24 protein-coding genes are annotated in these 26,467 nt (G+C 62.7%); 5 read left to right on the top strand and 19 right to left on the bottom strand.

What is annotated here, in order from left to right:
- Positions 1 to 362 precede the first annotated feature (362 nt).
- The 9 genes from fabZ to pyrH all read right to left on the bottom strand — a co-directional run bounded on the left by fabZ (position 363) and on the right by pyrH (position 9,582).
- A complete protein-coding gene (fabZ, locus tag EL2594_RS03790) occupies positions 363 to 818 on the bottom strand; it encodes a 3-hydroxyacyl-ACP dehydratase FabZ (protein WP_011413733.1) in 456 nt (151 codons plus the stop codon).
- Positions 819 to 843: 25 nt separating this feature from the next.
- Positions 844 to 1,539 carry an OmpH family outer membrane protein gene (locus EL2594_RS03785; protein WP_011413732.1) on the bottom strand — a complete coding sequence of 232 codons (696 nt, stop codon included), beginning with the start codon at positions 1,537 to 1,539 and terminating at the stop codon, positions 844 to 846.
- Positions 1,539 to 4,232 carry an outer membrane protein assembly factor BamA gene (gene bamA, locus EL2594_RS03780; protein ID WP_011413731.1) on the bottom strand — a complete coding sequence of 898 codons (2,694 nt, stop codon included), beginning with the start codon at positions 4,230 to 4,232 and terminating at the stop codon, positions 1,539 to 1,541. The genes EL2594_RS03785 and bamA overlap by 1 nt, the downstream gene beginning before the upstream one ends.
- A 170-nt stretch (positions 4,233 to 4,402) precedes the next feature.
- Entirely contained in the window at positions 4,403 to 5,584 is a 1,182-nt protein-coding gene (gene rseP / locus EL2594_RS03775) for an RIP metalloprotease RseP (protein WP_011413730.1), read from the bottom strand.
- A gap of 3 nt (positions 5,585 to 5,587) precedes the next feature.
- Positions 5,588 to 6,742 carry a 1-deoxy-D-xylulose-5-phosphate reductoisomerase gene (gene dxr, locus EL2594_RS03770; protein WP_011413729.1) on the bottom strand — a complete coding sequence of 385 codons (1,155 nt, stop codon included), beginning with the start codon at positions 6,740 to 6,742 and terminating at the stop codon, positions 5,588 to 5,590.
- Positions 6,743 to 6,746: 4 nt separating this feature from the next.
- Complete coding sequence (locus EL2594_RS03765; protein ID WP_011413728.1) at positions 6,747 to 7,481, bottom strand: phosphatidate cytidylyltransferase; 735 nt, start codon at positions 7,479 to 7,481, stop codon at positions 6,747 to 6,749.
- On the bottom strand, positions 7,468 to 8,145 hold the full coding sequence (gene uppS / locus EL2594_RS03760; RefSeq protein WP_011413727.1) for a polyprenyl diphosphate synthase: 678 nt from the start codon (positions 8,143 to 8,145) through the stop codon (positions 7,468 to 7,470). Before uppS ends, EL2594_RS03765 begins: the two co-directional genes overlap by 14 nt.
- Positions 8,146 to 8,274: 129 nt before the next feature.
- On the bottom strand, positions 8,275 to 8,832 hold the full coding sequence (gene frr, locus EL2594_RS03755) for a ribosome recycling factor (RefSeq protein ID WP_011413726.1): 558 nt from the start codon (positions 8,830 to 8,832) through the stop codon (positions 8,275 to 8,277).
- Positions 8,833 to 8,865: 33 nt separating this feature from the next.
- Entirely contained in the window at positions 8,866 to 9,582 is a 717-nt protein-coding gene (gene pyrH / locus EL2594_RS03750) for a UMP kinase (RefSeq protein WP_011413725.1), read from the bottom strand.
- Positions 9,583 to 9,682: 100 nt separating this feature from the next.
- Between pyrH and EL2594_RS15450 the strand changes: the two genes are divergently transcribed.
- Entirely contained in the window at positions 9,683 to 10,126 is a 444-nt protein-coding gene (locus tag EL2594_RS15450; RefSeq protein ID WP_011413724.1) for a hypothetical protein, read from the top strand.
- A 106-nt stretch (positions 10,127 to 10,232) separates the two neighbouring features.
- Positions 10,233 to 11,561, top strand: coding sequence for a hypothetical protein (locus tag EL2594_RS03740; RefSeq protein ID WP_011413723.1), 1,329 nt, complete (start codon positions 10,233 to 10,235; stop codon positions 11,559 to 11,561).
- Positions 11,562 to 11,903: 342 nt separating this feature from the next.
- On the opposite strand, the gene tsf is transcribed toward EL2594_RS03740, so the two are convergent.
- Both tsf and rpsB read right to left on the bottom strand, forming a co-directional pair.
- Positions 11,904 to 12,830 carry a translation elongation factor Ts gene (gene tsf / locus EL2594_RS03735; RefSeq protein ID WP_011413722.1) on the bottom strand — a complete coding sequence of 309 codons (927 nt, stop codon included), beginning with the start codon at positions 12,828 to 12,830 and terminating at the stop codon, positions 11,904 to 11,906.
- A gap of 101 nt (positions 12,831 to 12,931) precedes the next feature.
- Positions 12,932 to 13,669, bottom strand: coding sequence for a 30S ribosomal protein S2 (gene rpsB, locus EL2594_RS03730; protein WP_011413721.1), 738 nt, complete (start codon positions 13,667 to 13,669; stop codon positions 12,932 to 12,934).
- Between the two features lie 333 nt (positions 13,670 to 14,002).
- Between rpsB and EL2594_RS03725 the strand changes: the two genes are divergently transcribed.
- Positions 14,003 to 14,230 carry a hypothetical protein gene (locus EL2594_RS03725; RefSeq protein WP_011413720.1) on the top strand — a complete coding sequence of 76 codons (228 nt, stop codon included), beginning with the start codon at positions 14,003 to 14,005 and terminating at the stop codon, positions 14,228 to 14,230.
- Here the strand turns inward: EL2594_RS03725 and EL2594_RS03720 are convergent.
- The 5 genes from EL2594_RS03720 to EL2594_RS15610 form a co-directional block, all read right to left on the bottom strand.
- Positions 14,196 to 15,008, bottom strand: a complete 813-nt coding sequence (locus tag EL2594_RS03720) for a CDP-alcohol phosphatidyltransferase family protein (protein WP_011413719.1) — start codon at positions 15,006 to 15,008, stop codon at positions 14,196 to 14,198. The genes EL2594_RS03725 and EL2594_RS03720 overlap by 35 nt on opposite strands.
- Positions 15,005 to 15,754, bottom strand: coding sequence for a phosphatidylserine decarboxylase (locus tag EL2594_RS03715; RefSeq protein WP_011413718.1), 750 nt, complete (start codon positions 15,752 to 15,754; stop codon positions 15,005 to 15,007). The genes EL2594_RS03720 and EL2594_RS03715 overlap by 4 nt, the downstream gene beginning before the upstream one ends.
- A gap of 62 nt (positions 15,755 to 15,816) precedes the next feature.
- Positions 15,817 to 16,962, bottom strand: a complete 1,146-nt coding sequence (locus EL2594_RS03710) for a beta-ketoacyl-ACP synthase III (protein ID WP_011413717.1) — start codon at positions 16,960 to 16,962, stop codon at positions 15,817 to 15,819.
- A 115-nt stretch (positions 16,963 to 17,077) separates the two neighbouring features.
- The gene (locus EL2594_RS15615; RefSeq protein WP_418904581.1) at positions 17,078 to 18,658 is read right to left on the bottom strand and encodes a TonB-dependent receptor domain-containing protein; all 1,581 of its coding nucleotides are present in this window, start codon (positions 18,656 to 18,658) and stop codon (positions 17,078 to 17,080) included.
- Positions 18,541 to 19,797, bottom strand: a complete 1,257-nt coding sequence (locus tag EL2594_RS15610; RefSeq protein ID WP_233994307.1) for a TonB-dependent receptor plug domain-containing protein — start codon at positions 19,795 to 19,797, stop codon at positions 18,541 to 18,543. The genes EL2594_RS15615 and EL2594_RS15610 overlap by 118 nt, the downstream gene beginning before the upstream one ends.
- 5 nt (positions 19,798 to 19,802) lie before the next feature.
- Between EL2594_RS15610 and EL2594_RS03695 the strand changes: the two genes are divergently transcribed.
- Positions 19,803 to 21,509 (top strand): solute:sodium symporter family transporter, encoded by a 1,707-nt coding sequence (locus EL2594_RS03695; protein ID WP_011413714.1) that lies wholly within the window; start codon positions 19,803 to 19,805, stop codon positions 21,507 to 21,509.
- Here EL2594_RS03695 and EL2594_RS03690 read toward each other — a convergent pair.
- From EL2594_RS03690 to EL2594_RS03680, 3 genes are read right to left on the bottom strand one after another with little or no spacing between them, the layout of a single operon-like run.
- Positions 21,502 to 22,422: a TauD/TfdA family dioxygenase gene (locus tag EL2594_RS03690; RefSeq protein ID WP_011413713.1), complete on the bottom strand. Its 921-nt coding sequence runs from the start codon at positions 22,420 to 22,422 to the stop codon at positions 21,502 to 21,504. The two genes, EL2594_RS03695 and EL2594_RS03690, sit on opposite strands and share 8 nt — an antisense overlap.
- Before the next feature lie 7 nt (positions 22,423 to 22,429).
- A complete protein-coding gene (locus EL2594_RS03685; RefSeq protein ID WP_011413712.1) occupies positions 22,430 to 23,386 on the bottom strand; it encodes an aldo/keto reductase in 957 nt (318 codons plus the stop codon).
- Positions 23,383 to 24,468, bottom strand: coding sequence for a Gfo/Idh/MocA family protein (locus tag EL2594_RS03680; protein ID WP_011413711.1), 1,086 nt, complete (start codon positions 24,466 to 24,468; stop codon positions 23,383 to 23,385). The genes EL2594_RS03685 and EL2594_RS03680 overlap by 4 nt, the downstream gene beginning before the upstream one ends.
- A 95-nt stretch (positions 24,469 to 24,563) precedes the next feature.
- On the opposite strand from EL2594_RS03680, the gene EL2594_RS03675 reads away from it, so the two are divergent.
- Entirely contained in the window at positions 24,564 to 26,462 is a 1,899-nt protein-coding gene (locus tag EL2594_RS03675; protein ID WP_011413710.1) for a beta-galactosidase, read from the top strand.
- Positions 26,463 to 26,467 lie beyond the last annotated feature (5 nt).

The raw sequence follows: 26,467 nt of genomic DNA, 5'->3' as shown, positions 1-26,467 counted from the left end.
GACGCGCTGTAAAAATGGATGGGGGCTGTTAGCGGCGTTGACGCTTGGGTGCAACGTGTTTGTTTTCCGCACCCACATCCGTGGGCGCGTCCTCGCTAGACGTGCGGCAAGCCGCACCCGCTGCGGGCGGGCGGTCGCCGTTGTCCGGCCTTTGGCCGTTCTGCTTCGCAACGCCGGGCCTCCGCCGGCCCGGTGCTCCGCGACGAAGCTGAGAACTTCGGTTTGGGAGTTCGCTATCGTTTGGCGGAGCACGGTCGGCGCCCAGCCGACCGCAAGCGCGACTGCGCGCCCGCAGCGATTGGGCCGTCAGGCCCCTTGAGCGAGGATATCGCAACCCGGATGGGGTGCGCAAAACAAAAAACTCACGCTGGAGGATCCGCGATCATCGCCGTAAATTCCGCCTCGCTGGTCGTCACGCCTTCCACGCTCGCCTTGCCCCTGAACTTGTAGACGCGGCTGCGCTTCTGGGTGAATTCGACTTCGAGGTCGAGCAGGCACCCGGGCGTCACGGGCTTGCGGAACTTGGCATTCTCGATGCCCATGAAGAACACCAGCTTGCCGGTCCCGGCCAGTTCCAGTGTCTCGATGCCGAGGATCGCGGCGGCCTGCGCCATCGCTTCCACCTGCAGGACGCCGGGCATGATCGGCGCGCCGGGGAAATGGCCCTGGAAGAACTCTTCGTTCATCGTCACGCCTTTGACGGCGTGGATGCGTTCCCCCAAATCCATCGACTTGACCCGGTCGACCAGGAGCAGCGGATAGCGATGCGGCAGCGCTTTCAGCACCTGCTGGATGTCATACGAACCCTGTTCGCTCATACCGCTGCCCCCGTCGCGCTGAGGTTTAGCGACCGGTGGGCTGCTGCTGCGCCGGGGCCGGCTGCTGGCCACCCTGGGCCGCCTGCGCGCGGGCCTGCTGGGTAGCTGCGGCGATGATCAGCTGCTGCACGCTCTGGTGCAGGGCCACGGTCTCGCGGCGCGGCTGGTAACCGGCCGGCGGAGTGGTATTGACCGAGGGCACAAGCGTGTTCAGCGCATTGAGAATGTCCGGCGTCACATTGGCACCATCGGCGGCATACTGAAACGCTTCGGGCGCCAGCATGATCTGGATGTTCTTCTGCTGGATCACCTGCTGCTGCGCTTCGCCATAACGGCCGAGCAGCTGCTCGATGACGTAATATTGCGCCATCACGATCGGCTGCGAGAGCTGGTCGATCTGCGCCTGCTTGGCCTCGACCTGCTGCCACACGGCCGGCTGGGCGTCGATTTCGGCCTGCGTCACGTTGCGGTCGTTATTGGTGTCGAGGCCCTGCTGCAGCGTCTGCAGTTCCTGCCTTGCCGTGCCGATCTGCTGGATCTGCGTGGCATAGGTCTGGCTGATCTGCTGATAGGCGTTGATGCGCGCCTGCGACTGCAGGATCGTGGCTTCTGGGCTGCTGGTCGCGATGCCGGCCACCTGCGCGGTGGCGGGAGCGGCGACCATGCCGGTGCCTGCGACGGCGAGAGCGGCGGTGAGCGAAGTCTTGATGAAGGTGTGCATTAGAACTGTGTACCTACGTTGAAGGAGAATCTCTTGGTGTCGTCGCCCGGCTGTTTCTTCAGCACGTGGGCGAAGTCGATCCGGAACGGACCGAAGGGCGAATTCCAGTTGACCCCGATACCCACCGAAACACGCGGACTGGCGGAATCGCCCAGGAACACCTCCTGGAAGGGGTCGATGGTCTGGTTCAGCGGCGAAAGCGGGTTGCCGTTCGAATCCACCGTTTCGAGGGTAGGTAATCCATCCTCGCTGATGAACAAGGGATTGCCGCTGGCATCCCGCACCTGGAAGCTGAGGCCGCCGGGGAACGGGCTTTGCGTCAGCGTCGGGGCGGTCACATTGAACAGCGCACCGACATCGACGAAGACCGAAGGACGCAGGCCGAGATCGGCCGCGCCGCTGCCGAGCGGGATTTCGAGTTCCGCACGGCCGAGGTAATAGGTGTTGCCGCCGATGGCATCGTCGGAAATGCGGTTGCGATCGGTAATCACCACCGGATTGCCGCTCCCGTCGTCGAGGATCGGCTGGCGTAGCACGCGCGGGCCGACGCCGCGAATGTCGAAACCGCGGATCTGCGGCTCGCCGAGGAAAAAGCGGTCGGTCAAAAGGACGTCGTCCACGCCCGGCCCGCCGCGATCTTCGAGACCCTTGATGTAGCCACCCTCGGCCGAAAGCGAGAAGATGAAATTGCCGAGCACACGCCAGAATTTGCGGGCGCGCAGTTCGGCCTTGATGTACTTCACATCGCCACCGAGCCCGGCGAAATTGACCGCCAGCGTCGCCTGCTCGCCGGCCGAGGGGCGGAAGCGACTGTTGAGCGTGTCGTAAATGAGGTTCGCGCCGAGGATCGAGCTCGTCCGGCTGCCGATGACATCGCACAGGAAGCGGCCGGCGAGCAGCGGTTCGCAGGTCCGCACCCCGTCACCATCGAAGTCGGCGAAGAAGGTGTTTTCGTCCAGCGTGATGTCGTCGATGTTGAGCGTGTAGCTACCGATGAGCGTGAAATATTCGGTCAGCGGCACGCCGAGACGCAGCTGCGCGCCCGTGGTCGATTGCTCGAACGTCGTGTTGCGATCGCGCCCGACGAAGTTGAAGCTGTTGATGTCGCGGCGGTAGAGATCGATGCCTGCCGAAATGTTGCGGTCGAAGACATAGGGTTCGGTGAAGCTGAGGTTGGCCGAGCGCGAGAAGCGCGACCACTGGACACCGGCCCCCACGGTCTGGCCGCGGCCGCGGAAGTTGCGCTGCCGGATCGATGCGGCAAGCAGGAAGCTTTCGATCGAGGAAAAACCCGCTGAAAGCTGCAGTTCGCCGGTCGGCTGTTCTTCGACATTGGCTTCGAGGATAATCCGGTCGGGATCGGCGGTTTCCGCCTGCTCGATCTCGAAGCCTTCCTGGAAGAACCCGAGCGAGTTGATGCGGTTGGTCGACCGCTTGACGGCGAGCGAGTTGAAGGCGTCGCCTTCTGCCACGCGCATCTCGCGGCGGATGACCTTGTCCTGCGTCAGTGTGTTGCCGTTGACGTCGACCCGCTCGACGTAGACGCGCGGGGCTTCGCTGATGACCAGCGTCACGTCCATCGTCAACTCGTCCTTGTTCCGGACGAACTGCGGGCGCACGTCGGCAAAAGCATAACCGAAGGTGCCGGCCAGCTCGGTCAGCTGCTCGGTAATGTCCTCGATGCGCTTGGCATCGTACCATGCACCGCTCTCGATATTGAGCTGGCGCGTCATGGTGTCGCTGTCGAAATCGCGCAGGTTGGAATCGACCTTCACATCACCGAATTTGTAGCGTTCGCCTTCCTCGACGACGTAGGTGATGATGAAGTCTTCCTTGTCGGGCGTCAGCTCGGCGACGGCGGAAACGACGCGGAAATCGACATAGCCTTCGGTGAGGTAGAATTCGCGCAGCTTCTGCTGGTCGAACGCCAGCCGGTCGGGATCGTAGCTGGTGTTGCCGCTGAAGAAATTGACCAGCCGCGATTCCTTGGTGACCATCTCGCCCTTGAGGTCGCCGTCGCTGAATACCTCGTTGCCGATGATGTTGATCTGGCGAACCTTGGACTTGGGCCCTTCGGTAATCTCGAACACCAGATCGACGCGGTTCTGGCTGAGCTGGACCGTCTTCGGCTCGACCGTCGCGGCAAAGCGGCCCTGCCGCTTGTAGAGCTCGATGATGCGGGCGACGTCGGCGCGGACTTTGGAACGGGTGAAGATCTGGCGCGGCGCCAGCTTGATCTCGGGAACGATCTTGTCGTTCTTGAGCCGCTTGTTGCCTTCCAGAATGATGCGGTTGATGACCGGATTTTCGGTCACCTCGATCACGACATTGCCGTTCTCGTTGCGGACGCTGGCGTTGGCGAACAGCTCGGTCTGGTAGAGATCCTTCAGCGCCTGGTCGGCGAGGACCTGCGTGTATTCCTGGCCCGGGCGGATGTCGATATAGGTGAGGATCGTCTGCGGCTCGAGGCGCTGGGCGCCCTGCACGGCGATCGTCTGGATGATGTCGCCCTGCGGTTGCGGTGCCGGTGCAGGCGCAGGCTGGGCGGTGTTTGCAGAAGTCGTCGGAATGGTCGTGTCCTGCGCGAGCACGCCGGCGGGAATGCCCGCCAGCATGGTGCTCGACAGCAGTGCGAACGCCCATTGTCCGGTCTTGCGCGAAACAGGCGCAGGGCCCTTAGCGGTGCCATTCATTGCGAAAATTTGTCCCGTCCAGTTTCTCATCCGGCCCGGCATGGCCTGCCTGGCGCATCGGGGCCCGGATCGATCAATCCATCAATCCGCCGCCCTGTGCCCGATGCGTCGCCCCCGATCAAGCAATCCCTGCCGAATAGGCCCGTTAGCTCCAGTCCTGTCCCCGACATTCACCCGAACAGGGAAAGCGAGGCCAGGTCGTTAAAGGTGACGAACAGCATCAGCACGAGCACGAGGCCCACACCGGTGCGATACGCCAGTTCCATTCCGCGGGGGCCGACCGGTTTCCTACGGACAGCCTCTGCCGCGTAGAAAGCCAGGTGCCCGCCGTCGAGGGCGGGAATTGGCAGGAGGTTGATGAATGCCAAGTTAAGCGAGATCAACGCGGCGAAGTTGATGAAAGCGAGCCAGCCGAGGCTCAGCTGTTCGCCGGAATATTTGGCGATCTTGATGGGTCCGCCGAGCTCCTTGACCGAGCGTTCGCCGGTCACGATCTGGGCCACCCCGGTCACCATCAGGTCGGCCATATCGAGCGTGCTTTCGACCGCCAGGCCCACGCTCTCGATCGGCCCGCGCGGCTCGAAATCGTATTCGGCACCGGCGGCCTGCACGCCGATCAGCCCGATCTTGGAGGGATTGCCGAAGCGGTCCTCCATCTCGACGCCGCGGACCTGAACGGGGATCGTCTGCTCGTCGCCATCGCGAAGGACGGTCACATCGAGCGTGCGACCGGGATAGGGCATCACCGCCTGCTGCAAATCGCGCAGCGTCGCCATCGGTTCGCCCTCGACCGCGACGATGCGGTCGCCGATCGCGATGCCGGCCCGCTGCGCCGCCGATTCCTCGGTGAATTCCGCCACGGTCAGCTGTTCGTCGACATCGCGCGCGGTCGGCTCGCCGATGGCCATGAAAAAGCCGGCGAAAATGGCCAGCGTCACGATGATGTTCGCGACCGGCCCGGCCGCGACGATCAGGGCGCGCTTGCCCAGCGATGCATGGTGGAACGGCGCGCCGACCACCGCGCGATCATCGTCCTCGGCCAGCGCTTCGTCGGTGCCGACGCCGAAGGTCGTATCGTCGTGCGCGTCTCCGGCCGCCCCCACGCTCGCAGGGTTCATGTCGCCCTTGAACTGGACGTATCCGCCGAGGGGAAGTGCGGAGATCTTCCAGCGGGTGCCCCAGCGGTCGGTCCAGCCGATCATCTCCTTGCCGAAACCGATCGAGAACGCCTGCGCGCCGACACCGAACCAGCGCCCGACGAGGTAATGGCCCAGCTCGTGCAGCGTAATCAGCGGCCCCAGCAGCAGCAGGAAACCGAGGATATACATCCAGAAAGGCGGCGATTCGAACATCGGTCAGGCGATCTCCAGAAGGGCGCGGGCCCGCTCTCGTGCGGCACTGTCTACCGCAAGAACGTCGTCGAGCGAAGTCGGTGCCGGTGGCAGGTCGGATTGCGCGAGGGTGTCCTCGACCGATAGGGCAATGCGCGTGAACGGTATCTGACCGTCGAGGAAGGCGGCGACCGCGATCTCGTTGGCGGCATTCAGCACCGCCGGGGCCGACCCGCCCGCCTCCGCCGCCTCGCGCGCCAGCCGCGTGGCCGGGAAGCGCTCCTCGTCGGGAGCGAAAAAGGTCAGCTCGCCCTGTGCCACTAGGTCGAGCGGTTCGCAGCCCGTTTCCATCCGCCGCGGCCAGGCGAGGCACGAGGCGATCGGCACTTTCATGTCCGATGGCCCGAGCTGCGCGAGGGTCGAGCCGTCGCGATATTCGACCATGGAATGGATCACGCTTTGCGGATGAACGACGATCCGGATCCTGTCGAGCCCGACCGGGAACAGGTGGTGCGCCTCGATGAACTCAAGGCCCTTGTTCATCATCGTGGCTGAATCGACGCTGATCTTGGCACCCATGTCCCAATTGGGATGCGCCACGGCTTGCGCGGGTGTGACGGCGTGAAGCTCGTCTGCCGAGAGCGTGCGCAGCGGGCCCCCGCTGGCGGTCAGCGTGATCCAGCGCACTTCCTCGATAGTGTTGCCCTGCAGGCACTGGAAGATTGCGTTGTGCTCGCTGTCGACCGGCAGCAACGTCGCGCCGTGCTTCGCGACCGCCGCCGTCATGACGTCGCCCGCGGAAACCAGCGCTTCCTTGTTGGCAAGCGCGATGGTGCCGCCCTGCTCGATCGCCGCCATGACCGGGCCGAGCCCCGCGCAGCCGACGATCGCCGCGACGGTGATATCGACCGGACGCGCCGCCGCTTCGCACAAAGCCGAGCGGCCACCAGCCGCTTCGATCCCGCTACCCGACAGCGCCTCGCGCAGGTCGGCGAGGCACCCCTCGTCGCCCACTACTGCAACCTTGGCATCGAATTCGCGCGCCAGCGCGGCAAGCTCCTTCGCGCTGCAATTGGCGGTCAGCGCTTCGACGCGCCACACCTCGCGCTCGCGGCGGATCAGGTCGAGCGTCGAAGCCCCGACCGAGCCCGTAGCGCCAAGGATGGTAATCGAACGCATCGCCTTAGCCCGCGAATATATTGGCGAGCGCACCGACAACGATGCTGACAGGCAAGAGTCCGTCGATCCTGTCGAACACGCCGCCATGGCCGGGAATCAGCTTCGAGGAATCCTTTACCCCCGCCTTGCGCTTGAGCCAGCTCTGGAAGAAATCGCCCATCTGCGCGATCACCGCCAGCGCCATGCCGATGGCGATGATGGTGCCGAATTCGACCTGCAATTCCGCCCCCATGTCGCCGATGGTGTAGCCCTGCACGCTGAAGTGCACGATGCCGAGGCCGATCATGAAGATCGCCGCGCCGATCATCCCGCCGAACAGTCCGGCCCAGGTTTTGGACGGGCTGATGCTCGGCGCGATCTTCGGCCCGCCGATGGCGCGGCCGAAGAAATAGGCGAAGGTATCGGTGAACACGACCGCGCCTATGGCAGCGCCGAAAGCCTGCAATTGCAGGTCGATCATGGTGATCGCGGCGAGCCCGATATAGACCGCGCCGGCGAGGATTCCCGCCCCGCGATAGGGCATATTATCGGTCGCCTTGACCACCAGCAACACGAACTCGACGAAGCAGATCAAAGCTACGACGACGATCAGCCACATCTTGTAGGGATCGTTGAACCACAGCGCCGCACCGAGGATCGCGAGCAGCACAACGGCCGAAGCCAGCCGCACCGGCAAATCCGCATTGCGCCTGGGAATACGCCCGACCGGCATGGCCTGTGCGTTGTCAGCGTCCGCCAAAACGTCTCTCCCTGTTGGCGAAAGTGTCGAGCGCCTGCTGCAGGTGCGCAGGCGTGAAGTCGGGCCACAAGGTATCGACAAACAGCATTTCCGCATAGGCCGCTTGCCACAGCAGGAAATTCGACAGCCGCACCTCGCCGCTGGTGCGGATCAGCAAGTCGAGCGGCGGCAGCCCGGCCGAGAACAGATTGGCTTCGATAGCCTCTTCGGTGATCTCACCGGTGGCGGCCGCCGCGCGCGCCGCGTGGACGATCTCCGCCTGGCCACCGTAATTGAGCGCCACCGCTATCGTGCGCGAGCCGTTTTTGGTCTGCTCCAGCGCATCTTCCAGCATGGCGACGATATCGGGCGCGAGCGCGCGCCAGTCGCCAAGGATGTGCAGCTTCACGTCGTTGGCAATGAACTCGGGCAAGTCGGATTTGATGAACTTGCGCATCAGATCCATCAGGTCGTCGACCTCGTCCTCGGGCCGCTTCCAGTTTTCGGAGCTGAAGGCGTACAGCGTCAGGCACTCGATATCGGTGTCCTTGAGGCTGCGCACCAGCTCGCGCACCGCCTCAACGCCCTTGCGGTGCCCCATGGCGCGCGGCAGGTGCTTGCGCTTGGCCCAGCGCCCATTGCCATCCATGATGATGGCGACGTGTTTGGCGGGATTATGGGACATTATTCATAATCCGTTCGCCCTGAGCCTGTCGAAGGGCTGCACTTTCTTTTGAAGCCACACGCTCGCCAGAAAAAGGACAGGGCTTCGACAGGCTCAGCCCGAACGGCTGAGGGGAAATCGCAAAACCCCTCACTGCGTCATGATTTCCTTTTCCTTCGCCTCGGCGGCGGAATCGGCTTCGGCGACATATTTGTCGGTCAGCTTCTGGACCTCGTCCTCCATCCGCTTGCGGTCGTCTTCGGAGATGTCCTTGGCCTTTTCGTCGGCCTTCAGGTCTTCCATCCCGTCGCGGCGGACGTTGCGGATGGCGATCTTGGCCTTCTCGGCATACTGGCCCGCGAGTTTGGCGAGCTCCTTGCGCCGTTCCTCGGTCAGGTCGGGCATCGGCAGGCGCACCGTTTGCCCATCGGTCATCGGGTTGAGGCCGAGATTGGCCTTTGTGATACCTTTCTCGACCGCCGAGACATTGGCCTTGTCCCACACCTGCACCGCGAGCATGCGCGGCTCGGGCGCATTGACCGTCGCGACCTGGTTGAGCGGCATCATCGCGCCATAGACCTCGACCACCACGGGATCGAGCAGGCTGGTGTTGGCACGGCCCGTGCGCAGGCCGGAAAGATCGCTCTTGAGGCTTTCGACCGCGCCCGCCATGCGGCGCTCGATATCGGCCTTGTCGTATTTCGCCATCTCAAACTTCCCCTTGCAAACTCTTGTTCTATCTCAATTCTGCACGACCGTCTGCACACCCTCGCCGGCGAGGACACGGGCCAGGTTACCCTTCTCGCGGATCGAGAATACGATGATCGGAATGTCGTTGTCGCGGCACAGCGCCACGGCGGAGGCGTCCATGACCTTGAGGTTGTCGGCCAGTACCTTGCCGTACCCCACCGTATCGTAACGTTTGGCATCGGGGTTGGTCTTGGGATCGCTGTCATACACCCCGTCGACGCTGGTGCCTTTGAGCAGCGCGTCGCAATTCATTTCCGCCGCGCGCAATGCCGCCCCGCTGTCGGTGGTGAAATAGGGCGCGCCGACACCGGCAGCGAAGATCACCACGCGGTCTTTTTCGAGATGCCGTTCGGCGCGGCGACGGATCACCGGCTCGCAGACCTGGTCCATCTGGATCGCCGACTGCACACGCGTATGCACGCCAAGCTGCTCGAGCGCGCTCTGCATCGCCAGCGCGTTCATGACGGTTGCCAGCATGCCCATGTAATCGGCCTGCGCGCGCTCCATCCCCTGCGCTGCGCCCGCCATCCCGCGGAAGATGTTGCCGCCGCCGATCACAAGACAGATCTGCAGACCCTGCTCCCTGGCCGCCTTCACTTCCTTCGCCAGTTCCATGACGAAGGCCGGATCGATACCGTAATCCTGCTCCCCCATCAGCACTTCGCCGGAGAGCTTCAGCAGGACGCGTTTCATCTCGGGAAGAGCCATGGGAGGTGCAGAATCCGTTACGATTTCAGGGTGGCACGTCCCTTAGCGAGCAAGCTAGGGTGGCGCAAAGGGAAAGGCTGTGCATCGGGGGAGAGCGGCAATGGCCAAGAAAATTGCGTTGGGGTTGTTGGCGCTGATCCTGCTGATTGTGGGTGCGACCCTGTTGTTCCAGCGGCAGATCGGCCAGGCGGTCTTCGAGCGCGCGGCCGAGGCGCGCGTTGCCGGCAACGGCCTGACCTTCGACGATGGGCTGCACCTGGTACTGTGCGGCACGGGTTCGCCCCTCCCCAATCCCGATCGCGCCGGGCCGTGCCAGGTCATTGTCGCCGGCGACCAGGCCTGGGTCGTCGATATAGGCGAAGGCGGTCATTACGGGCGCGGGGCTTGGCACGATCCTGATCCCGATGCGGCTGTTCACCCGGCCAGATATCTGGTTGGTGACGCTGCGAGCGGAGGCGCGATGAGCGGCGATGGCATCCAGACTGGCTCCCGTCAGCATGAGGGCAAAGTGCGAAGTTTAGGAATGGGGTGGAGAGCTGACTGACGGCTTTCGCTGGCGCATCAAGCAGAGCAGACCGTAGGACAACAAATATGCTGTTTCTGCGATTCCGATGTTTGCCAAATGTAGCTAGGCACTCAATATCCTTCCGATGGCAGAGCTTCTCAAGCAATTGAGTAATCGCGAGATTGCTACACTTATCTGGATCGGGCTCTTCCTGATCTGGATGCTGGCGACGCCGAAGGTTAGGCAATCGCTAGGCGCCGTCATCAAGGCCTTTTGCCAACCAGTCATCCTCCGGGTGGTCGCTGTGGCGGCGCTCTACATCATGGGCACGATTTGGTTGCTTTATTGGCGCGACATCTGGACCACCGATTTCATTTACATGACCCTAACATGGGCAATCACATTTGGGCTGGTAACGATGTTCGAGGCGCACAAGATGGCGTCAGACAAGCGGTTCATGGGCAAGATCATTCGGGATGTCTTTAACGTCACGGCAGTGCTCATCTTCTTCATTGAATTGCACAGTTTCTCGCTTGTAGTCGAGTTGATCGCGCTTCCGGTTGTGACCCTACTCACGCTAATGCACGAGTTGGCGAAGATGAAGGAAGAGCATGCGGCAGTAGAAAAGCTGCTCGGCGCAATCCTCGCGATCGTGGGTTTGTCTTATCTCTCGCTCAGCCTTTGGCAGACATGGGCCGGGTACGGGGAAATCAATGGACTCGATACGCTTCGTGCCTTCATAATTCCGATCCTTCTCTCACTGCTGTTTCTACCGTTTCTGTTCGGCCTTGGTGTATACATGGCTTATGAGAGAATTTTCGCCAGCCTGTCGCTCTGGATGGATAAGAAGCTCCTCAAGTATTCAAAGCGGCAAGCGGGCATCAGGTGCCGTACCAATCTCGACTATCTCGAACGTTGGCATAGGGTTGTGCAGCGCGAGCGCCCTGAAACGAAAGAAGCGGCCCGCAAACTCTTCGAGGATGTGGAAGCCGTTCTGAAGCGCGAGAAGTCGCCGCCTGAAGTCGAGCCGAAAGATGGCTGGTCGCCGTGGTCAGCAAAGGATTTCATGCGTACCTTCGAGCTCGAAACGCGCGATTATCATCAACGGTATGAAGGGAATTGGTTCGCAGAAACAGAACTCAAGCCCATTGGCAGCGGATTTCCTCGGAACAATGTCGCCTATTACATTGAGGGCGAAGCCAATTGCGCTAAGCAACTCAGGCTCAAATTGAACGTTAATGCGCCCGACGATGATGGTGAAGCTCGCGCACTGTTCGCGCAGGCGGCGCTCTATCTCCTGCTTAAAGCAAGCCAATCTGCACCCACCAAGCGAATCGAGCGAAAGATTGAGGCGCTGGAAGATTTTGAAATAGCGAGCACCACCCACACGATTTCGCTGGAGAAAGACGACTGGTCACGCGGGACGCGGCCTGAATATGACCTCGTCTTCAAAATCAAGATAGTGAGCTACTAGAGGGTTTTTGGTGTGGTTTCCAATATCGAGAATGACCGTAATTAAGGCCGCAAGCTGCCGCGCCAAGTCATCTTCTATCCCACCGCCACGATGAGAAACCATTTTCCTACATGCCTGCCGATTTGCTAGCTTCGCATCGATCCTTCGTCAGGCTCAGGACGGGCTCTTTCACATCGTCGTTCCCGCGAATCCATGCGCGCCCCTATGGCGCAGCGCACCGCCGAATGCGTTTGATCGAACCAACGCGTCTTTCCCGAAGCGGACCACACGAAAACGGCCGCCGAACTGTTGTCCGGCGGCCGCTCGTTTTGGTGTAAACCAAGTGTAATCTTCGAGAGGCGATCAGCCCTTGACGGCAGCAGCCACTTCCGCGGCGAAGTCGCTTTCTTCCTTCTCGATGCCTTCGCCGAGCTGGAAGCGGACATAGTCCTTCAGCGTGATCGTGGTGCCGGCGTCCTTGCCAGCGGCAAGAACCACGTCCGCGATGGCGGTCTTGTTGTCCATCACGAAGACCTGGCTGAGGAGAGCGTTCTCCTTGGCGAACTTCTTGATCGCGCCTTCGACCATCTTTTCCTGCACGTTTTCCGGCTTGCCGCTTTCGGCAGCCTTCTCGGCAGCGATCTTGCGCTCGCGCTCGATCAGGTCGGCGTCGAGGCCGTCCGCGTCGAGAGCCTGCGGGAAAGCGGCGGCAATGTGCATGGCGAGCTGCTTGCCGAGCGGCTCGAGCACATCGGCCGAAGCGTCCGACTCGAGCGCGACGAGCACGCCGATCTTGCCGAGGTTCGGCGCGACGGCGTTGTGCACGTAAGGCACGACCACGCCCTGCGACACCGTAACGGTCTTCATGCGGCGGACCTGCTGGTTCTCGCCGATCGTCGCGACATTGTTGGTCAGCTTGTCGGTGACGGTGCCGCCATCGGGATAGTCGGCAGCCTTAAGCGCTTCGACATCGTCGCCATCGATGGTGAGCGCGACGGCAGTGGTCTTGCGCACGAAATCCTGGAACTGGTCGTTCTTGGCAACGAAGTCCGTTTCAGAATTCACTTCGACGGCCACGCCCTTGGTGCCTTCCACAGCGACGCCGACGAGGCCTTCGGCAGCGGTGCGGGAAGATTTCTTCTGGACGGCGGCGAGGCCCTTGGCGCGCAGCGCGTCGACGGCAGCTTCGAGGTCGCCACCGGTTTCTTCGAGCGCCTTCTTGGCGTCCATCATGCCCGCGCCGGACATTTCGCGCAGTTTCTTCACATCAGCGGCAGTGAAACCAGCCATGATATTTTCCTTGGGTAGAGATTTACGGTCCTGCGCCCGGCCCGCTCGGATCGAGAGCGCGCCGGGCAACTAGAATTGGATTGTGGCGCAGCCGTTACGGCTTACGCGTCGGCAGTCGCTTCGACCGGCGGATTTTCCATCTCGCCGACATTAGCGCCGCCGCCGTTCTTGGAGGCAGCCTGCGCGAAGGCATCGCAATACAGACGCACGGCGCGCGCCGCATCGTCATTGCCCGGGACGGGGAAAGCGATGCCGCTCGGATCGACATTGGTGTCGAGGATGCCGACGACGGGGATGCCGAGCACATTGGCTTCCTTGATCGCGAGGTCTTCCTTGTTGGCGTCGATCACGACCATCACGTCGGGCACGCCGCCCATGTCGCGGATGCCGCCGAGCGAGAGCTCGAGCTTGTCGCGCTTGCGGGTAAGGTTCAGGACTTCCTTCTTGGTCAGGCCATGGGTTTCACCCGAAAGCTGTTCCTCGAGGCTCTTGAGTTCCTTGATGGATTTCGAAATCGTCTGCCAGTTGGTCAGCATGCCGCCAAGCCAGCGGTGGTTGACGAAGTGCTGACCGCTCGAACGCGCTGCCTCGGCGATCGGCTCCTGCGCCTGGCGCTTGGTGCCCACGAACAGCACCTTGCCGCCGGCATTGGCGGTGGCGTGCACGAAATCGAGCGCGCGCGCCATCAGTGGCACGGTCTGCGACAGATCGATGATGTGAACACCGTTGCGGGCGCCGAAGATATACGGCTTCATCCGCGGGTTCCAGCGGTGGGTCTGATGGCCGAAATGAGATCCGGCTTCGATCAATTGCTGCATGGTAACGGTAGGAGCCGCCATAGATAATTCCTTTCCGGTTAAGCCTCTGAAGAGCTGGAACCCAAGCGGATCGCCCGCTGCGGCACCGGTATGTGTGCTCTCCATGTGGATTTCCGCCGATCGCCGCCCGAAATCGAGTCAGGACCGATGGATGCGCGCGCACTTAAGGGGCGCGCGGGGAGAAATCCAGCCCTAATTTGAAGACGTGAGAACAAAAAGAGAAAATGGCGTCTTGACGTCGCGGAACATTTGCGGAACAAGGAACGGGTCGGGAACAAAGCGACTCCGCCCGTGTTTCCACTACATATCCACAGCCTTCACACAGGTTTGCGGACATCGACTGAGAGACTGGACATGCTGACTGCAATCTTCGCCATTTTGTTCGTACTGGCCGCGCTGGCGAGCGCGCTGGTGCTGCTCGACACTGCCGTCCGGGGGCGCAATGCCTATCGCGCGCTGACCGGCTTCGGCATCGGGGGCGACTACCCCACGCGGAGCGCCACCATCGTGCAATTCGTGCCGTCCAACATTCGGGCAACCGCTGCCGTCAGCGGGCTCGGTCCGCTGCGCGCTGCCGCTTGATCCTGCCATAGCGGATTAACGCATAGGGCATGAGCGCCAGGTAACCGATGCTGATGGCGGCAAGGGTCCACCACGGCTCCAGCAACAGCGCGGCGAATAGCAACCCCACGAAGAAGATGAATTCGAGCCTGATCGAGCGTCGCGGGCGGATCGATGTCCAGCTCAACGTCGCGATATTCGAAATCATCAGCACCGCGATCAGCGCCATCCACGGTGCTACCACCAGTGGTTCGCGGAAAATGTCGTTGTCGGTGATGAACCACAGGTAGACCGGCAGGAAAGCGATCCCTGCCCCGGCAGGTGCGGGAATTCCGGTCAGGAAGCCCGCCGACTTGTGCGGTTGTTCATCGACATCGATCTGCGCATTGAAGCGCGCCAGCCGCAAGGCGCAGGCGATTGCGAAAGCGAGCGCGGCGAACCAGCCCAGGCGCGGCAGGTCCTGCAGCGACCACAGATAAAGCACGATCGCCGGCGCCATGCCGAAGGAGAGCGAATCCGCGAGGCTGTCGAGCTCCGCGCCGAACCGCGTCTGGCCCTTCAGCAGGCGGGCAATACGCCCGTCCATGCCGTCGAGCACGCCCGCGATCACGATCGCCGCGATCGCCAGTGTCCATTGCTCGGCTATGCCGAAGCGGATTCCCGTGAGGCCGGCACAAAGCGCGGCCACCGTTATGGCGTTGGGTACGACCGCCCGCAGGGTCAGCCCCTTCGCGGTGCCGAGCACGGGCGGATCGTCTTCGGCGGCCTGGGGCCCGAGCCGTTCGCGTTCGCCGCTCATTGTGCACTACCTTCCAAAAGCCTGTTCTCACCGACACGCGCCAGCACCGTTTCCCCGGCGACGACCTTCTGTCCCTTGATGACCGCCGGCGCCGTGCCGGCCGGCAGATAGACATCGACGCGACTGCCGAAGCGAATCAGGCCGATGCGCTGGCCCACGGCCACAATGTCGCCCTGCTTGACGAAGGGCACGATCCGGCGCGCGACGAGACCGGCAATCTGAGTGAAGCCGATCTGCAAACCGTCGGGGCGCGAAACCAGCAGGTGCTGCCGCTCGTTCTCTTCGCTGGCCTTGTCGAGATCGGCGTTGAGGAACTTGCCCGGAACGTAAATCAGGCGGCTGACCTGCCCGGCGATGGGGGTGCGGTTGATGTGGACATCGAACACGCTCATGAAAATCGAGATGCGGGTCAACGGCGCATCGCCGAGGCCCGGATTGCCGGCAGCATCGGCCATCGCCAGTTCGGGCGGAGGTTCCACTTCGCTGATCAGAGACACCATGCCGTCGGCAGGCGACACGATGGCTTTTTCGTCATGCGGGACGATGCGCTCGGGATCGCGAAAGAAAGCGAGCACGCCCAGCGCGAGGAAGGCCAGCGGCCAGGCGATCGTCTCCCATGCAAGGAAGGCGGTGACAAGCGAAGCGGCTGCCACCACCAGCCCGTATTTGCGCCCCTCGGGATGGATGGCGGGCCAGCTCCAGCCGGCCTCGCCGCGACCCTTATTGTCGAGCAAATCATTTGCCATGGGGCCTCACCTAGGTGCTGGAAACGGGGGCGACAAGGAAAACAACTTGTCGGCGCAGGGCATCAGGCCGCCTTGCGAACGAAAACCGTCCCGGCGGAATAGCCCGCGCCGAAGCTGCAGATCAGCCCGGTATCGCCCGGAGCGAGGTCGCCCGAGTGCTGGTGGAAGGCGATGATCGAGCCCGCGCTCGACGTGTTGCCATAGGTATCGAGAACCGTCGGGCTCTCGTCCTCTTCCGCCTCGTGCCCCAGCACTTTGTGCGCGATCAGCCGGTTCATCCCGGCATTGGCCTGGTGCAGCCACATCCGGCGCAGAGCCTTGGGATCGATGCCGAGCCGCTCCGCTTCCTCGACGATCATGTGTGCAACCATCGGCACGACTTCCTTGAAGACCTTTCGTCCTTCCTGGACGAACAGCTTGTCTGGGCTGCCCTGGCTTTCAGGACAGGCGCGGTTGAGGAAGCCGAAATTGTTGCGGATGTTGTTGGAGAACACCGTCTTGAGCTTCGTACCGAGGATGTCCCAATGCTCGGCCGGCGCGATGCTCGCATCCTCTACCAGCACGGCGGTTGCGACATCGCCGAAGATGAAGTGACTGTCGCGGTCGCGCCAGTTGAGATGGCCCGACGTGATCTCGGGACTCACCACCAGCACGCTCTTGGCGTTGCCTGCGCGGACATAGTCCGCCGCGGTCTGGATACCGAAAGTCGCCGACGAGCAGGCGACATTCATATCGAAGCCGAACCCGTCGATCCCGAGCGCCTGCTGGATTTCGACCGCCATCGCCGGATAGGGCCGCTCCATGTTCGAAGCGGCGCACAGCACGGCATCGACATCGGCCACGTCGCGCCCCGCCCGCTCCAGCGCCTGCCTGGATGCGGCAACGCCGATTTCCGCCATCAGCGACAGTTCGTCATTGCTGCGCTCGCGGTGGCGCGGCTCCATGATGGCCGGATCGATGATCGGCGCCTTGTTCATCACGTGACGCGACTTGATCCCGCTCGCCTTCTCGATGAATTCGACGGAGCTATGCTGCAATTCTTCCGCCTCGCCCGCCGCAATCGCATCGGCATGTTCCGCATTATGGCGGTCGACGAAAGCGTTGAAGGCTTCGACCAGTTCTTCGTTGGAAATCGATTCCTCTGGGGTGAAAAGCCCGGTTGAGGAAATGACGGGGCGACCGGTGTTTTCACTGGCTATTGTGTTCATGCGCGCCTGACTAATTGTCCGGGATGCACCGGGCAAGCGGTTTGCTTGCACAAAAGGAAACGGCCGCCCGATCCCGAAGGAGCGAGCGGCCGTTGCCGTTGATCGGAAATTCAGATCAGAATTCGCCGCGGACGGTGATACCGTAGCTGCGCGGCTCCTGGATGAAGGCCGAGCGCGAACCCGAACGCAGCACCGTGTTGAAGGTGACGCCGCGGGTGATCTCGTTCGTCAGGTTGTTGACGAAAGCCTCGACCGTCCACGCCTTGTCGATATCGCCGAGGCCGGCCCGCAGGTTGACCTTGATATTGCCGTCCTGCTGGTCGAACGGAACCGGGATCCGCGCGGCGAGGTTTGCCGGATCGACCGCCTGCGTCGACGTGCGGCGGTCGCTCTCCATCCGCACCTGGCCGGTCAGGAAGAAGCGCAGCGAATTGCCCACTTCCCGCTCGTAGAGCGCACCTACGATGCCGACGAATTCGGGGGCGTTGGTCAGCGAATTGCCGCACAGCGCCAGCACGTTCGGTGCGGTCTGCGTCCCATTGCAATCGTTCGGGTAGCTGGCATCGGTGTAGGTAAGGCCGAGATTGAAGGTCAGTTCGTCGCTCGGCCGGATGGTCGATTCGATTTCCAGACCCTGCGTGTTGGCCTTCGGCACATTGAAAGTGGTAAACTGCGCGCCGGTGAATTCGAGCACCTGGAAGTTGCTGAACTCCTCGCGGAAGGCCGCGACATTGAGCGTGACCGCCCGGTCGAGCAGACGCGCCTTCATGCCGATTTCGTAGGCATCGACCTCTTCCGACAGGAAGCGCGGATCGGCACCGCCGGCAGCTGCGGTCGAATCGAGGTTGAAGCCGCCCGACTTGTAGCCATGCGTGAAGCTCGCATAGACATTGATCGGCGCTGCAAACTCGTAAGCCAGCTTGACGGTGTAAATCAGCTCATCGTCTTCGAAAGTGTCCGCAAAGGTCCGCGGCAGCGGGAACACCGCAGCCGCCGGCAGGTCGGCCGGTGCCGTGAAGGCGAAGCACCCGGTACCGAAGACCGGCGTGACGAGCGGTCCTGGAACCCTACCTGCTCCGATCGAGGCGAGGATTGCCGGACAGATCTGGTTGTTGTTGTTGCCCTGGGCGAAAGCACCGTCTTTGCTCTCATCCGACCAGCGCAGACCGAGCGTGAAGTCGAGGCCTGGCGCCAGCTCCAGCGTGTTGTGCGTGAATACCGACCAGCTGGTGCTGCTCTGCGAATACAGGTTGGTATTGGTCGTGCCGGCAGGATTTACGCCGCCGGAGAACAATTGCAGCGGTGCCGGACCGGCAGCTCCGCCGAACAGTGCGCCAACCAAGTTGTCATACTGCGTGCCGAGCTGGAACGACGCCGCCTGAGTGATATCTTCATCGGAATAATAACCACCGATCAACCAGCTCAAACGGCCACCCCAGGCATCGCCCTGAATGCGCAGCTCGTGAGTCATGGTCTCGATGGCGGTCGTGTTACCGGTCACATTGAACACGTCGAGGCCGGAGAAATCGGAATCGTAAGCCTCGAAGGAATCGAATTCACGATAGGACCCGATGTAGATCAGGTCTGCTGCACTCCCGAGCGGGATTTCGATTTCGCCGGTGATGCCCCAGTTTTCGACCTGGGTGATCGGCTCGAAATTGACCGTCGCGATCCGGTTGTCGACGGCGTTGTCCAGCCCGGTGCTATCGCCCGGGAATGTGGCAACGTCTGGTGCCGCCATGCCGCCACGCGCGCCAAGACCGACAGCCGCGAAAGCGCCAAGCGGTTCAAGCGGGGATCGCAGCACTTCGAGCGCGGCGCCGAACGGCGCGTTGCTTTCGCTGTAATCGGCGATGATGCGGCCAGAGATGCCACTTTCGGTTTCCCAGCCGACCTGGCCGCGCACGAGGAACTGATCCTGCGCATTGGATTCGCCGATCTCCTGACCGGCGCCGTTGACCAGCGTGTAGTAGCCGTCGCGCTCGCGATAGGCGCCCGTGAGGCGGAAAGCGAGCGTGTCCTGCACACCGGTACGTTGACCGCGCCTTGCACGCTGATGAGGTCGCGATTGCCGTAAGTGGCATTGGCGAAGCCGCCGAACTCGCTGAGATCGGGGCGACGATTGGTGATGTTGAGAGCACCGGCCGAGGTATTCCGGCCGAACAGCGTGCCCTGCGGCCCGCGCAGGACTTCGACGCGCTCGACGTCGACGAACTCGCTCAGCGCGACACCCGGACGCGACTGGTAGGCGCCATCGATGAAGATGCCGACCGCGCTTTCGAAGCCGATATTGTTGGAAGTGGTGCCGACGCCGCGGATACGAAGCACGACCGAGCCTGAGGCGAGCTGCGCGTTCGAGGTCGAGAAGCTGGGCGAGACGGAGGTGATGTCCTGCACGTTGACTACGCCCTGCCGCTCGAGCTGGGCCGGGCTGACGGCGGTCACTGCGAGCGGGATGTCCTGGACGTCCTCGGCGCGGCGGGTCGCCGTCACGACGATGATGTCGTCGTCGGGCGGCGGATCGCCCGTCACCACCGGATCGCCGACGTCCTGCGCCGCTGCGGGCGCGGCAAAAGCCGCACAGACGGCAAGGGCAGTCGTCGCGAATAGGGTATGCTTCATCAGGGGGTCCTCTCTCGATACAGGTGCATTCGTTTGCACGTTATGCTTTCCAGCCCGGTCGGCCGGGTCTTGTGTGGCAGTCCTATGACACTTGGGAATCGCGCGACTCAACCGTTCTCGTGCCGATTTTGTCAGCATTGCAGCATTGCGTTGCAAAAACGCATCAAATTCGGCGGCATCCTTGCACGATTGCGACACTTCGCGCAGTAACATTGCGTATGGGCGCGGGATCGATCCTCTTTACGCTGGTCACCTGCGCCCTTTTCATGGGACTGGTGGCGTGGATCAGCTGGCTCAAGACCCGCGGCAGTGTCGACAGCAGGGAAGGCTATTTCCTCGCCGGCAGGGGCCTTGGAGCGACATTCATTGCTGGTTCGCTGCTGCTCACGAACCTCAGCGCGGAACAGCTGATCGGGCTCAATGGCTCGGCCTACGGATACGACCTGTCCAGCATGGCGTGGGAAGTGACCGCCGCAGTCGCCACGATCGCTATGGCTTTCCTGTTTTTGCCCAGATACCTGGCCGGGGCCTTCACCACCCTCCCGGAATTCCTCAACGATCGCTTCGACCCGACAGTCAGGCGTATGTCGGTGGTGCTGTTTATGCTCGGCTACGGCCTCGTTACGATTCCGAGTGTGCTTTATTCCGGCTCGATCGCGGTGATGCAGCTGTTTGCCGTCCCGACGCTGACCGGGCTCGCCTATTTTCCGGCGCTGGTCGTGACGGTGATCGTCATCGGCGTGACCGGCGCGATCTACGCAGTGTTCGGCGGCCTGAAAGCGGTTGCGGTGTCGGACACCCTCAACGGGATTGGCCTGCTCGCCATCGGCATCCTTGTTCCGGTGCTTGGCCTTATGGCCCTGGGCGATGGCTCCTTCGGCGACGGCTTCGACCGCCTCGTCAGCGACCATCCGGAAAAGCTCGACGCGATCGGCGGTGCCGACAGCCCCACCCCTTTCGGCACGATCTTCACCGGCATGATCTTCGCCAATCTGTTCTACTGGTGCACCAACCAGTACGTGATCCAGCGCACACTCGGCGCGCAGTCTCTCGCGGAAGGGCAGAAAGGCGTGCTGTTCTCGGGCTTTTTCAAAGTGCTGGTCCCGTTTCTGATGATGATCCCCGGGGTCATCGCCTTTCACCTCTACGGTCCGGGCCTCGCAACCATCGACCAGGCCTATCCGCGGCTGATCCAGGATGTGCTGCCGCTGTGGCTATCGGGCTTCTTCCTAGCCGTGCTGCTTGGCGCGGTATTCAGCAGCTTCAATTCACTGCTCAACAGCGCCGCAACCTTGTTCAGCCTCGACGTGTATGCCCCAGCCTGCAAGACCACGCCGAGCGATGGAGAACTGATCCGCGTCGCCAAGATCGCGAGCGTGGTCATCGCGCTGTTCTCTTTCGCGGTTGCGCCCCTGCTCTATTTCGCGGCCGAGGGACTGTGGCAGGTCATTCGTGTCTTCACAGGCTTTTACAATATCCCCACCGTAGCCATTGTGATCATTGGCCTTTTTACGCGGCGCGTGCCTGCGCTCGGGGCCAAGGTCGCAATTGTCTTTCACGTCGTCGTCTATGGCCTGCTGCGCTTCGTCTTGGACGATGTCGTCACGCTCCATTTCCTGCATCAGTACGCGCTGCTGTTCATTGCCGAGATCGCGATCATGCTGGGGATCGGCTGGTGGCGGCCGCGCGAACAGAGCTGGAGCTTCACGCCCCGCGCCGAGGTCGATATGACCCCGTGGCGATTTGCCAAGCCGCTTGCGATCACGCTCTTTTCCTGCGTGGTCGCGCTCTACATTCTGTTCTCTCCGATCGGTTTCGCCAGCGCCACCGGACCAGGCGCGCTTCTGCCCGGACTGCTCGGCGCCCTAGCGCTCGGCAATCTGGCGATGTGGCTCTGGGCGTCCAGCCGCGCGCGGGCTAGCTGATCAGGCTCGCCAAAACCCGGCGCTTGCCTCTGAATGGTCGGCGGCCGTGCATGACGAGGAAATTGTCGACGAGCGCCACGTCGCCCTGTTGCCACGCGAGGTCGTAGGTCAGTTCGTCGGCTAGCGCGATTGCCTCTGCCATCTGCTCGCCGGTGATCGGTGTGCCATCGCCAAAAGTGACGCTCTTGGACGGGTCGTTGCGGCGGTCCGCCCAGCCCCGAAAGGCGGCGATCAGCTGATTGAAGAACGTCCGCCGTCCATCCGGCAACGTGCGTATTGCTGGCAGGACCGGTGTCGTCGCACGTAGCGCATCGTCGTCCTGCCACTCCCAATCATAGCCCAGCTCCGCCAGACGCCGCTCCGCATCCTCGCGCGTTGCGGCACTCAAGGTGCTTCCCCAACTGCGGCCCTGTCCAGACCCGGCATCGTCTGCACTCGGCATCACATTGGTATAGCGCACGCCCTGCTCGGCGAAGCGTTCGACCAGCGTTTCGTCTCGCTGCTCAAGCCGCTCCAGCACCCAGTCCGAGCGACACAGCGGCGTCGCCCCGCCCTCCCCGGCGGCGATTTCGCAATAGAAGAACAGCTTGCTCGGATAGAGCGGCGTCTGTGCCATTTCGTGATGCAGGAAGATCTCCGTCTCCGGCGGCGCTTCGTTGGCGGTGAATACGCGCGGAGTCACATTTGTCCGCACCGCGTTGGACAATGAGTCTTCGTAAGTGAAGCCTTCCTCACCGTAGCTTTCGACTACCGCATCGAACGCCTGCGGATCGGGCACGTCGAACCCGCGAAACAGCAGCGCCCCGGCAAAGTCCAACGCCTCATCCACAGCGGCCTTGTTGGCGCTCAGGAAGCCGGCCAGATCGCCCTGCCCTTCGATGATGCCCGGAAATTCGTTCGCCTCGCTGCTCATCGCGGCCTCAATCGTAAATCGGATGGAAAGTGTTGAAGGCGGCCTCGGTGAAAACGCCGGGATCGTTGAACCGGCGATCGGCGTCGAGCGCGCTGATCGCCGCCATCTCCTCCTCGCTCAGCGCAAAGTCCTCGATGGCGAGATTTTCGCGCATGCGTTCTGGCTTGGTGGTCTTGGGAATGATCGACGTGCCGCGCTGGATAGCCCAGCGCAAAACCACTTGGGCCGGTGTCTTGCCATGCGCCTGCGCCGCCGCTGTCACGACCGGCTCGGTCAGCACGCTGTCGCCTGCCCCGGCCATGTCCAGCTCGACATAGGACAACGCGCCAAGCGGCGAGAAAGCGGTCACATGCAGCCCGTAGTCACCGGCCAACCGCACCAGCTTTTCCTGCGTCAGATAGGGATGCGCTTCGATCTGCAGCACCGACGGCGCGATCTCGGCATAGCGCATCAGGTCGTGCAGCAAGCCCGTGTTGTAGTTGCAGACACCGATCTGCCGCGTCAGCCCGGCATGCCGCAGGTCCTCCATCGCCGCCCACGTCCTATGCAGCGGCACCCTGGCCGGCTTCATCCGCGGCTCGGCAGCATCGGGATCGTGCAGCCATTCGGGCGGATAGCGCGTTTCGATCGGCACGAAAGCGAGCGCGATCGGGAAATGCACCAGGTAGAGGTCGAGATAGTCGCACTGCAGGTCCGACAGCGACTTGCGGCAGGCCAACTCGACATGCTCGGGGGCATGGAACGTGTTCCAGAGCTTGCTGGTGATCCACAGGTCTTCGCGCCGCACCAGCCCGTCAGCGAACGCCTTGGCAAAAGCTGCGCCGACGGCCTGTTCATTGCCGTAGTCGGCAGCGCAATCGAAATGGCGATAGCCCGCGCGGATAGCCTCGAGCACGACCCTTTCGCAATCTTCGCCCGGCACTTTCCAGAGGCCGAACCCCACTTGCGGTATCGTCTCGATCACGCTGCTGCTCCCTTCGAGAAATCGAGTGCGACAGGCTGGCCCGTCGCGATGCTTTGCTGTGCCGCTGCCCCCATCTCTACCGAGCGCACACCGTCGGTTGCGGTGATCCGGGGCGCGGTGCTCCCCGCCAAAGCGGCATGGAATTTGAGCAGTTGGTAATAGGTCGCACCGTGATGGTCGCCCGCCGCCAACGCTTCGGGCGTGACATCGACCTGCTCAACGAAGGGCCCGCTTCGGTCACGCGGGGACCAGATCACCTTGCCGCCGGGCAATTGCACTTCGAGCTTGCCGACAGGTCCGGCGACATAGATGTCTTCCTGTTCTTGGGAGCCTTCCGCGAACATACACAGATCGAGCACCGCCCGCGCGCCGCCCGCGAAATCGACCAGCACATAGGCGTTGTCGATGATGTCGGGCGTCTCGCCCGCATAGCTCTCGTCGAGATGGTTCACATCCTGCGCGCCGCTGGCGAAGATCCGCACCGGCTCGTCCTGCAGTATATGCCGCATCAGGTCGAAAAAATGGCAGCACTTCTCGACCAGCGTCCCGCCCGTGTTGCAGTTGAACCGGTTCCAGTCGCCGACCTTGGGAAGGAAGGGAAAGCGATGCTCGCGAATGGTCAGCATCTTGACCGGGCCCGCCTCGCCCGCCTGCACCCGCTCGATGAAGCGTGTCACCGGCGGCATGTAGCGATATTCCAGCCCGACCCAGAACAGCGGTTCGTATTGCTCCACCAGCCGCTCCAATGCGCGCGCATCCTCCACGGTCGTACACATGGGCTTTTCCAGCAGGATCGCGCAGCCCCGCTCCATGATCGGCTGCACCACGTCGAAATGCGTGAAATTGGGCGACGCGACGATGACCGCATCGGGCGAAGTGGCCGCGAACAGCTCGTCGGTCGTGGCGAGGATAACCGGCGATTGGCCCAGCTCTGCCGCCTGTTTGGCCGCCAGGTCGCGCGATCCGGCATCGGGATCGGCAATCGCCACCAGCTCCGCATCATCGACCAGCGCGATATTACGCATATGCTCGCGGCCCATCATGCCGCAGCCGATAATCGCATAGGTCTTGTGCGTGCTCACGCCCCGCCTGTGGGGGTGGCACGGCGAAAAGACAAGCGCTCTTGCGAGCCTCTGCGCTTGCTGCCATCGCGAGCGAACTGGAGAGGGTGCCCGCGATGAAGCTCGGCGTTTGTTACTACCCCGAACATTGGCCCGAGGAGCGCTGGCCGACCGACGCAAGGATGATGCGCGAGACGGGCCTCAAGTGCGTCCGCATCGGCGAGTTCGCGTGGAGCCGGATCGAGCCGGAGCCGGGGCGGTTCGAGTGGGACTGGCTCGACCGTGCGATCGATGTGCTGGCGAGCGAAGGTCTTGAAATCATCCTCGGCACACCGACTGCGACACCGCCCAAATGGCTGGTCGATGCCATGCCCGACATGGTGGCGCTGGACCGACAGGGGCGCCCGCGCGGTTTCGGCTCGCGTCGGCACTACTGCTTTTCGCACGACGGCTATCGCGAGGAGGCCAAGCGCATCACCCGCGCTGTCGCAGAACGCTATGGCCAGCATCCCGCCGTGGTCAGCTGGCAAACCGACAATGAATACGGCTGCCACGATACGGTACAGAGCTTTTCGCCCGCTGCGCGCGAAGCCTTCAGAGTGTGGCTCGCCGAGCGCTACGGTTCGATCCAAGCGCTCAACGAGGCATGGGGCAATGTCTTCTGGAGCATGGAATATCGCAGCTTCGACGCAATCGAGCTGCCCAATCTTACGGTCACCGAAGCCAACCCCTCGCACTGGCTCGCCTTCCGCCGGTTCTCGTCGGACCAGGTGTTGCGCTTCAACCAGGCGCAGGTCGACATCCTGCGCGGCCGTTCGCCGGGCCGCGACATCACGCACAATGCGATGGGCTTCTACACCGGTTACGACCATTTCGCGCTCGGTGAGCAGCTGGATGTGCTCGGCTGGGACAGCTACCCGCTCGGCTTCCTGGAGATGTTTCGCTTCTCCGACAGCGACAAGATCGAATACGCGCGCACCGGCCACCCCGACATCGCCGCCTTCCATCACGATCTTTACCGCGGCTGTGCGAAGGACGGTCGGTGGAGCGTGCTCGAACAGCAACCGGGGCCGGTCAACTGGGCGCGCTATAACCCTGCTCCGCTTGATGGGATGGTGCATCTGTGGACCGTGGAAGCGGCGGCGCATGGGGCGGAGATGCTGTGCTATTTCCGCTGGCGGCAGGCGCCTTTCGCGCAGGAGCAAATGCATGCCGGGCTGCTGCGCCCGGACGGCGAACCGGGTCCGGCGCTCGCCGAGGCAGGGCAGTCTGCCGAGGCCCTCGCGGCGCTGGGCGACATCGGCAAGCCGGTCAGACAGGCCGCTATTGTCTTCGCCTACGATGCCGAATGGATCACCCAAATCCAGCCGCAAGGCGAAGGACTCTCGGCACTGTGGGCCGCATTCGACTGTTATTCGGCGCTGCGTGAGCTTGGGCTCAACGTCGATTTCGTGCCGCCGGGCGCATCGCTGGAAGGCTACGCCCTCGTGGTCGTCCCATGCCTGCCTCACGTGCCCGAAGCGTCGATTGCTGCCCTTCGAGGTTCGGGGGCGCAAGTCGTGATCGGGCCGCGGTCGGGGAGCAAGACCGCCGAGCTGACGATACCCGATGCGCTGGCACCGGGCGCTTTGCGCGAAGTGATCCCGCTTAGAGTTGTGCGAAGCGAGAGCTTGCGCCCCGGACTGGTGCATCGCGGTGACGGATGGGAATTAACGCGTTGGCTCGATCATGCCGAGGTCGACGCGGAAGCGGAACTGGTGAGCGACGATGGCGTGGCGGCCTGCTGGCGAAGCGGCCGCTTTCGCTATGCGGCGGGATGGCTGACGGGGTCGCTTTTGCGCCAGATCGTCGGCCGCGGTGCCGAGGATTCAGGTTTGGAGGCAATCTCGCTCTCGCGGGGACTACGCAAGGTGACGACCGGGCGCGGCGTCTTTTGGTTCAACTATGGGCCGGGTCAGGCTGAGGTCGATGGAGAGCAGCTGGGCCGTGCCTGCTGGCGATTTGTGCCGACGTAGCGCCT

This window comes from Erythrobacter litoralis HTCC2594 (assembly GCF_000013005.1).
Taxonomy (GTDB): Bacteria; Pseudomonadota; Alphaproteobacteria; order Sphingomonadales; family Sphingomonadaceae; genus Parerythrobacter; species Parerythrobacter litoralis_A.
The sequence above is the reverse complement of the archived record's forward strand: the minus strand, read 5'-3'. Positions and strand labels throughout refer to the sequence as shown.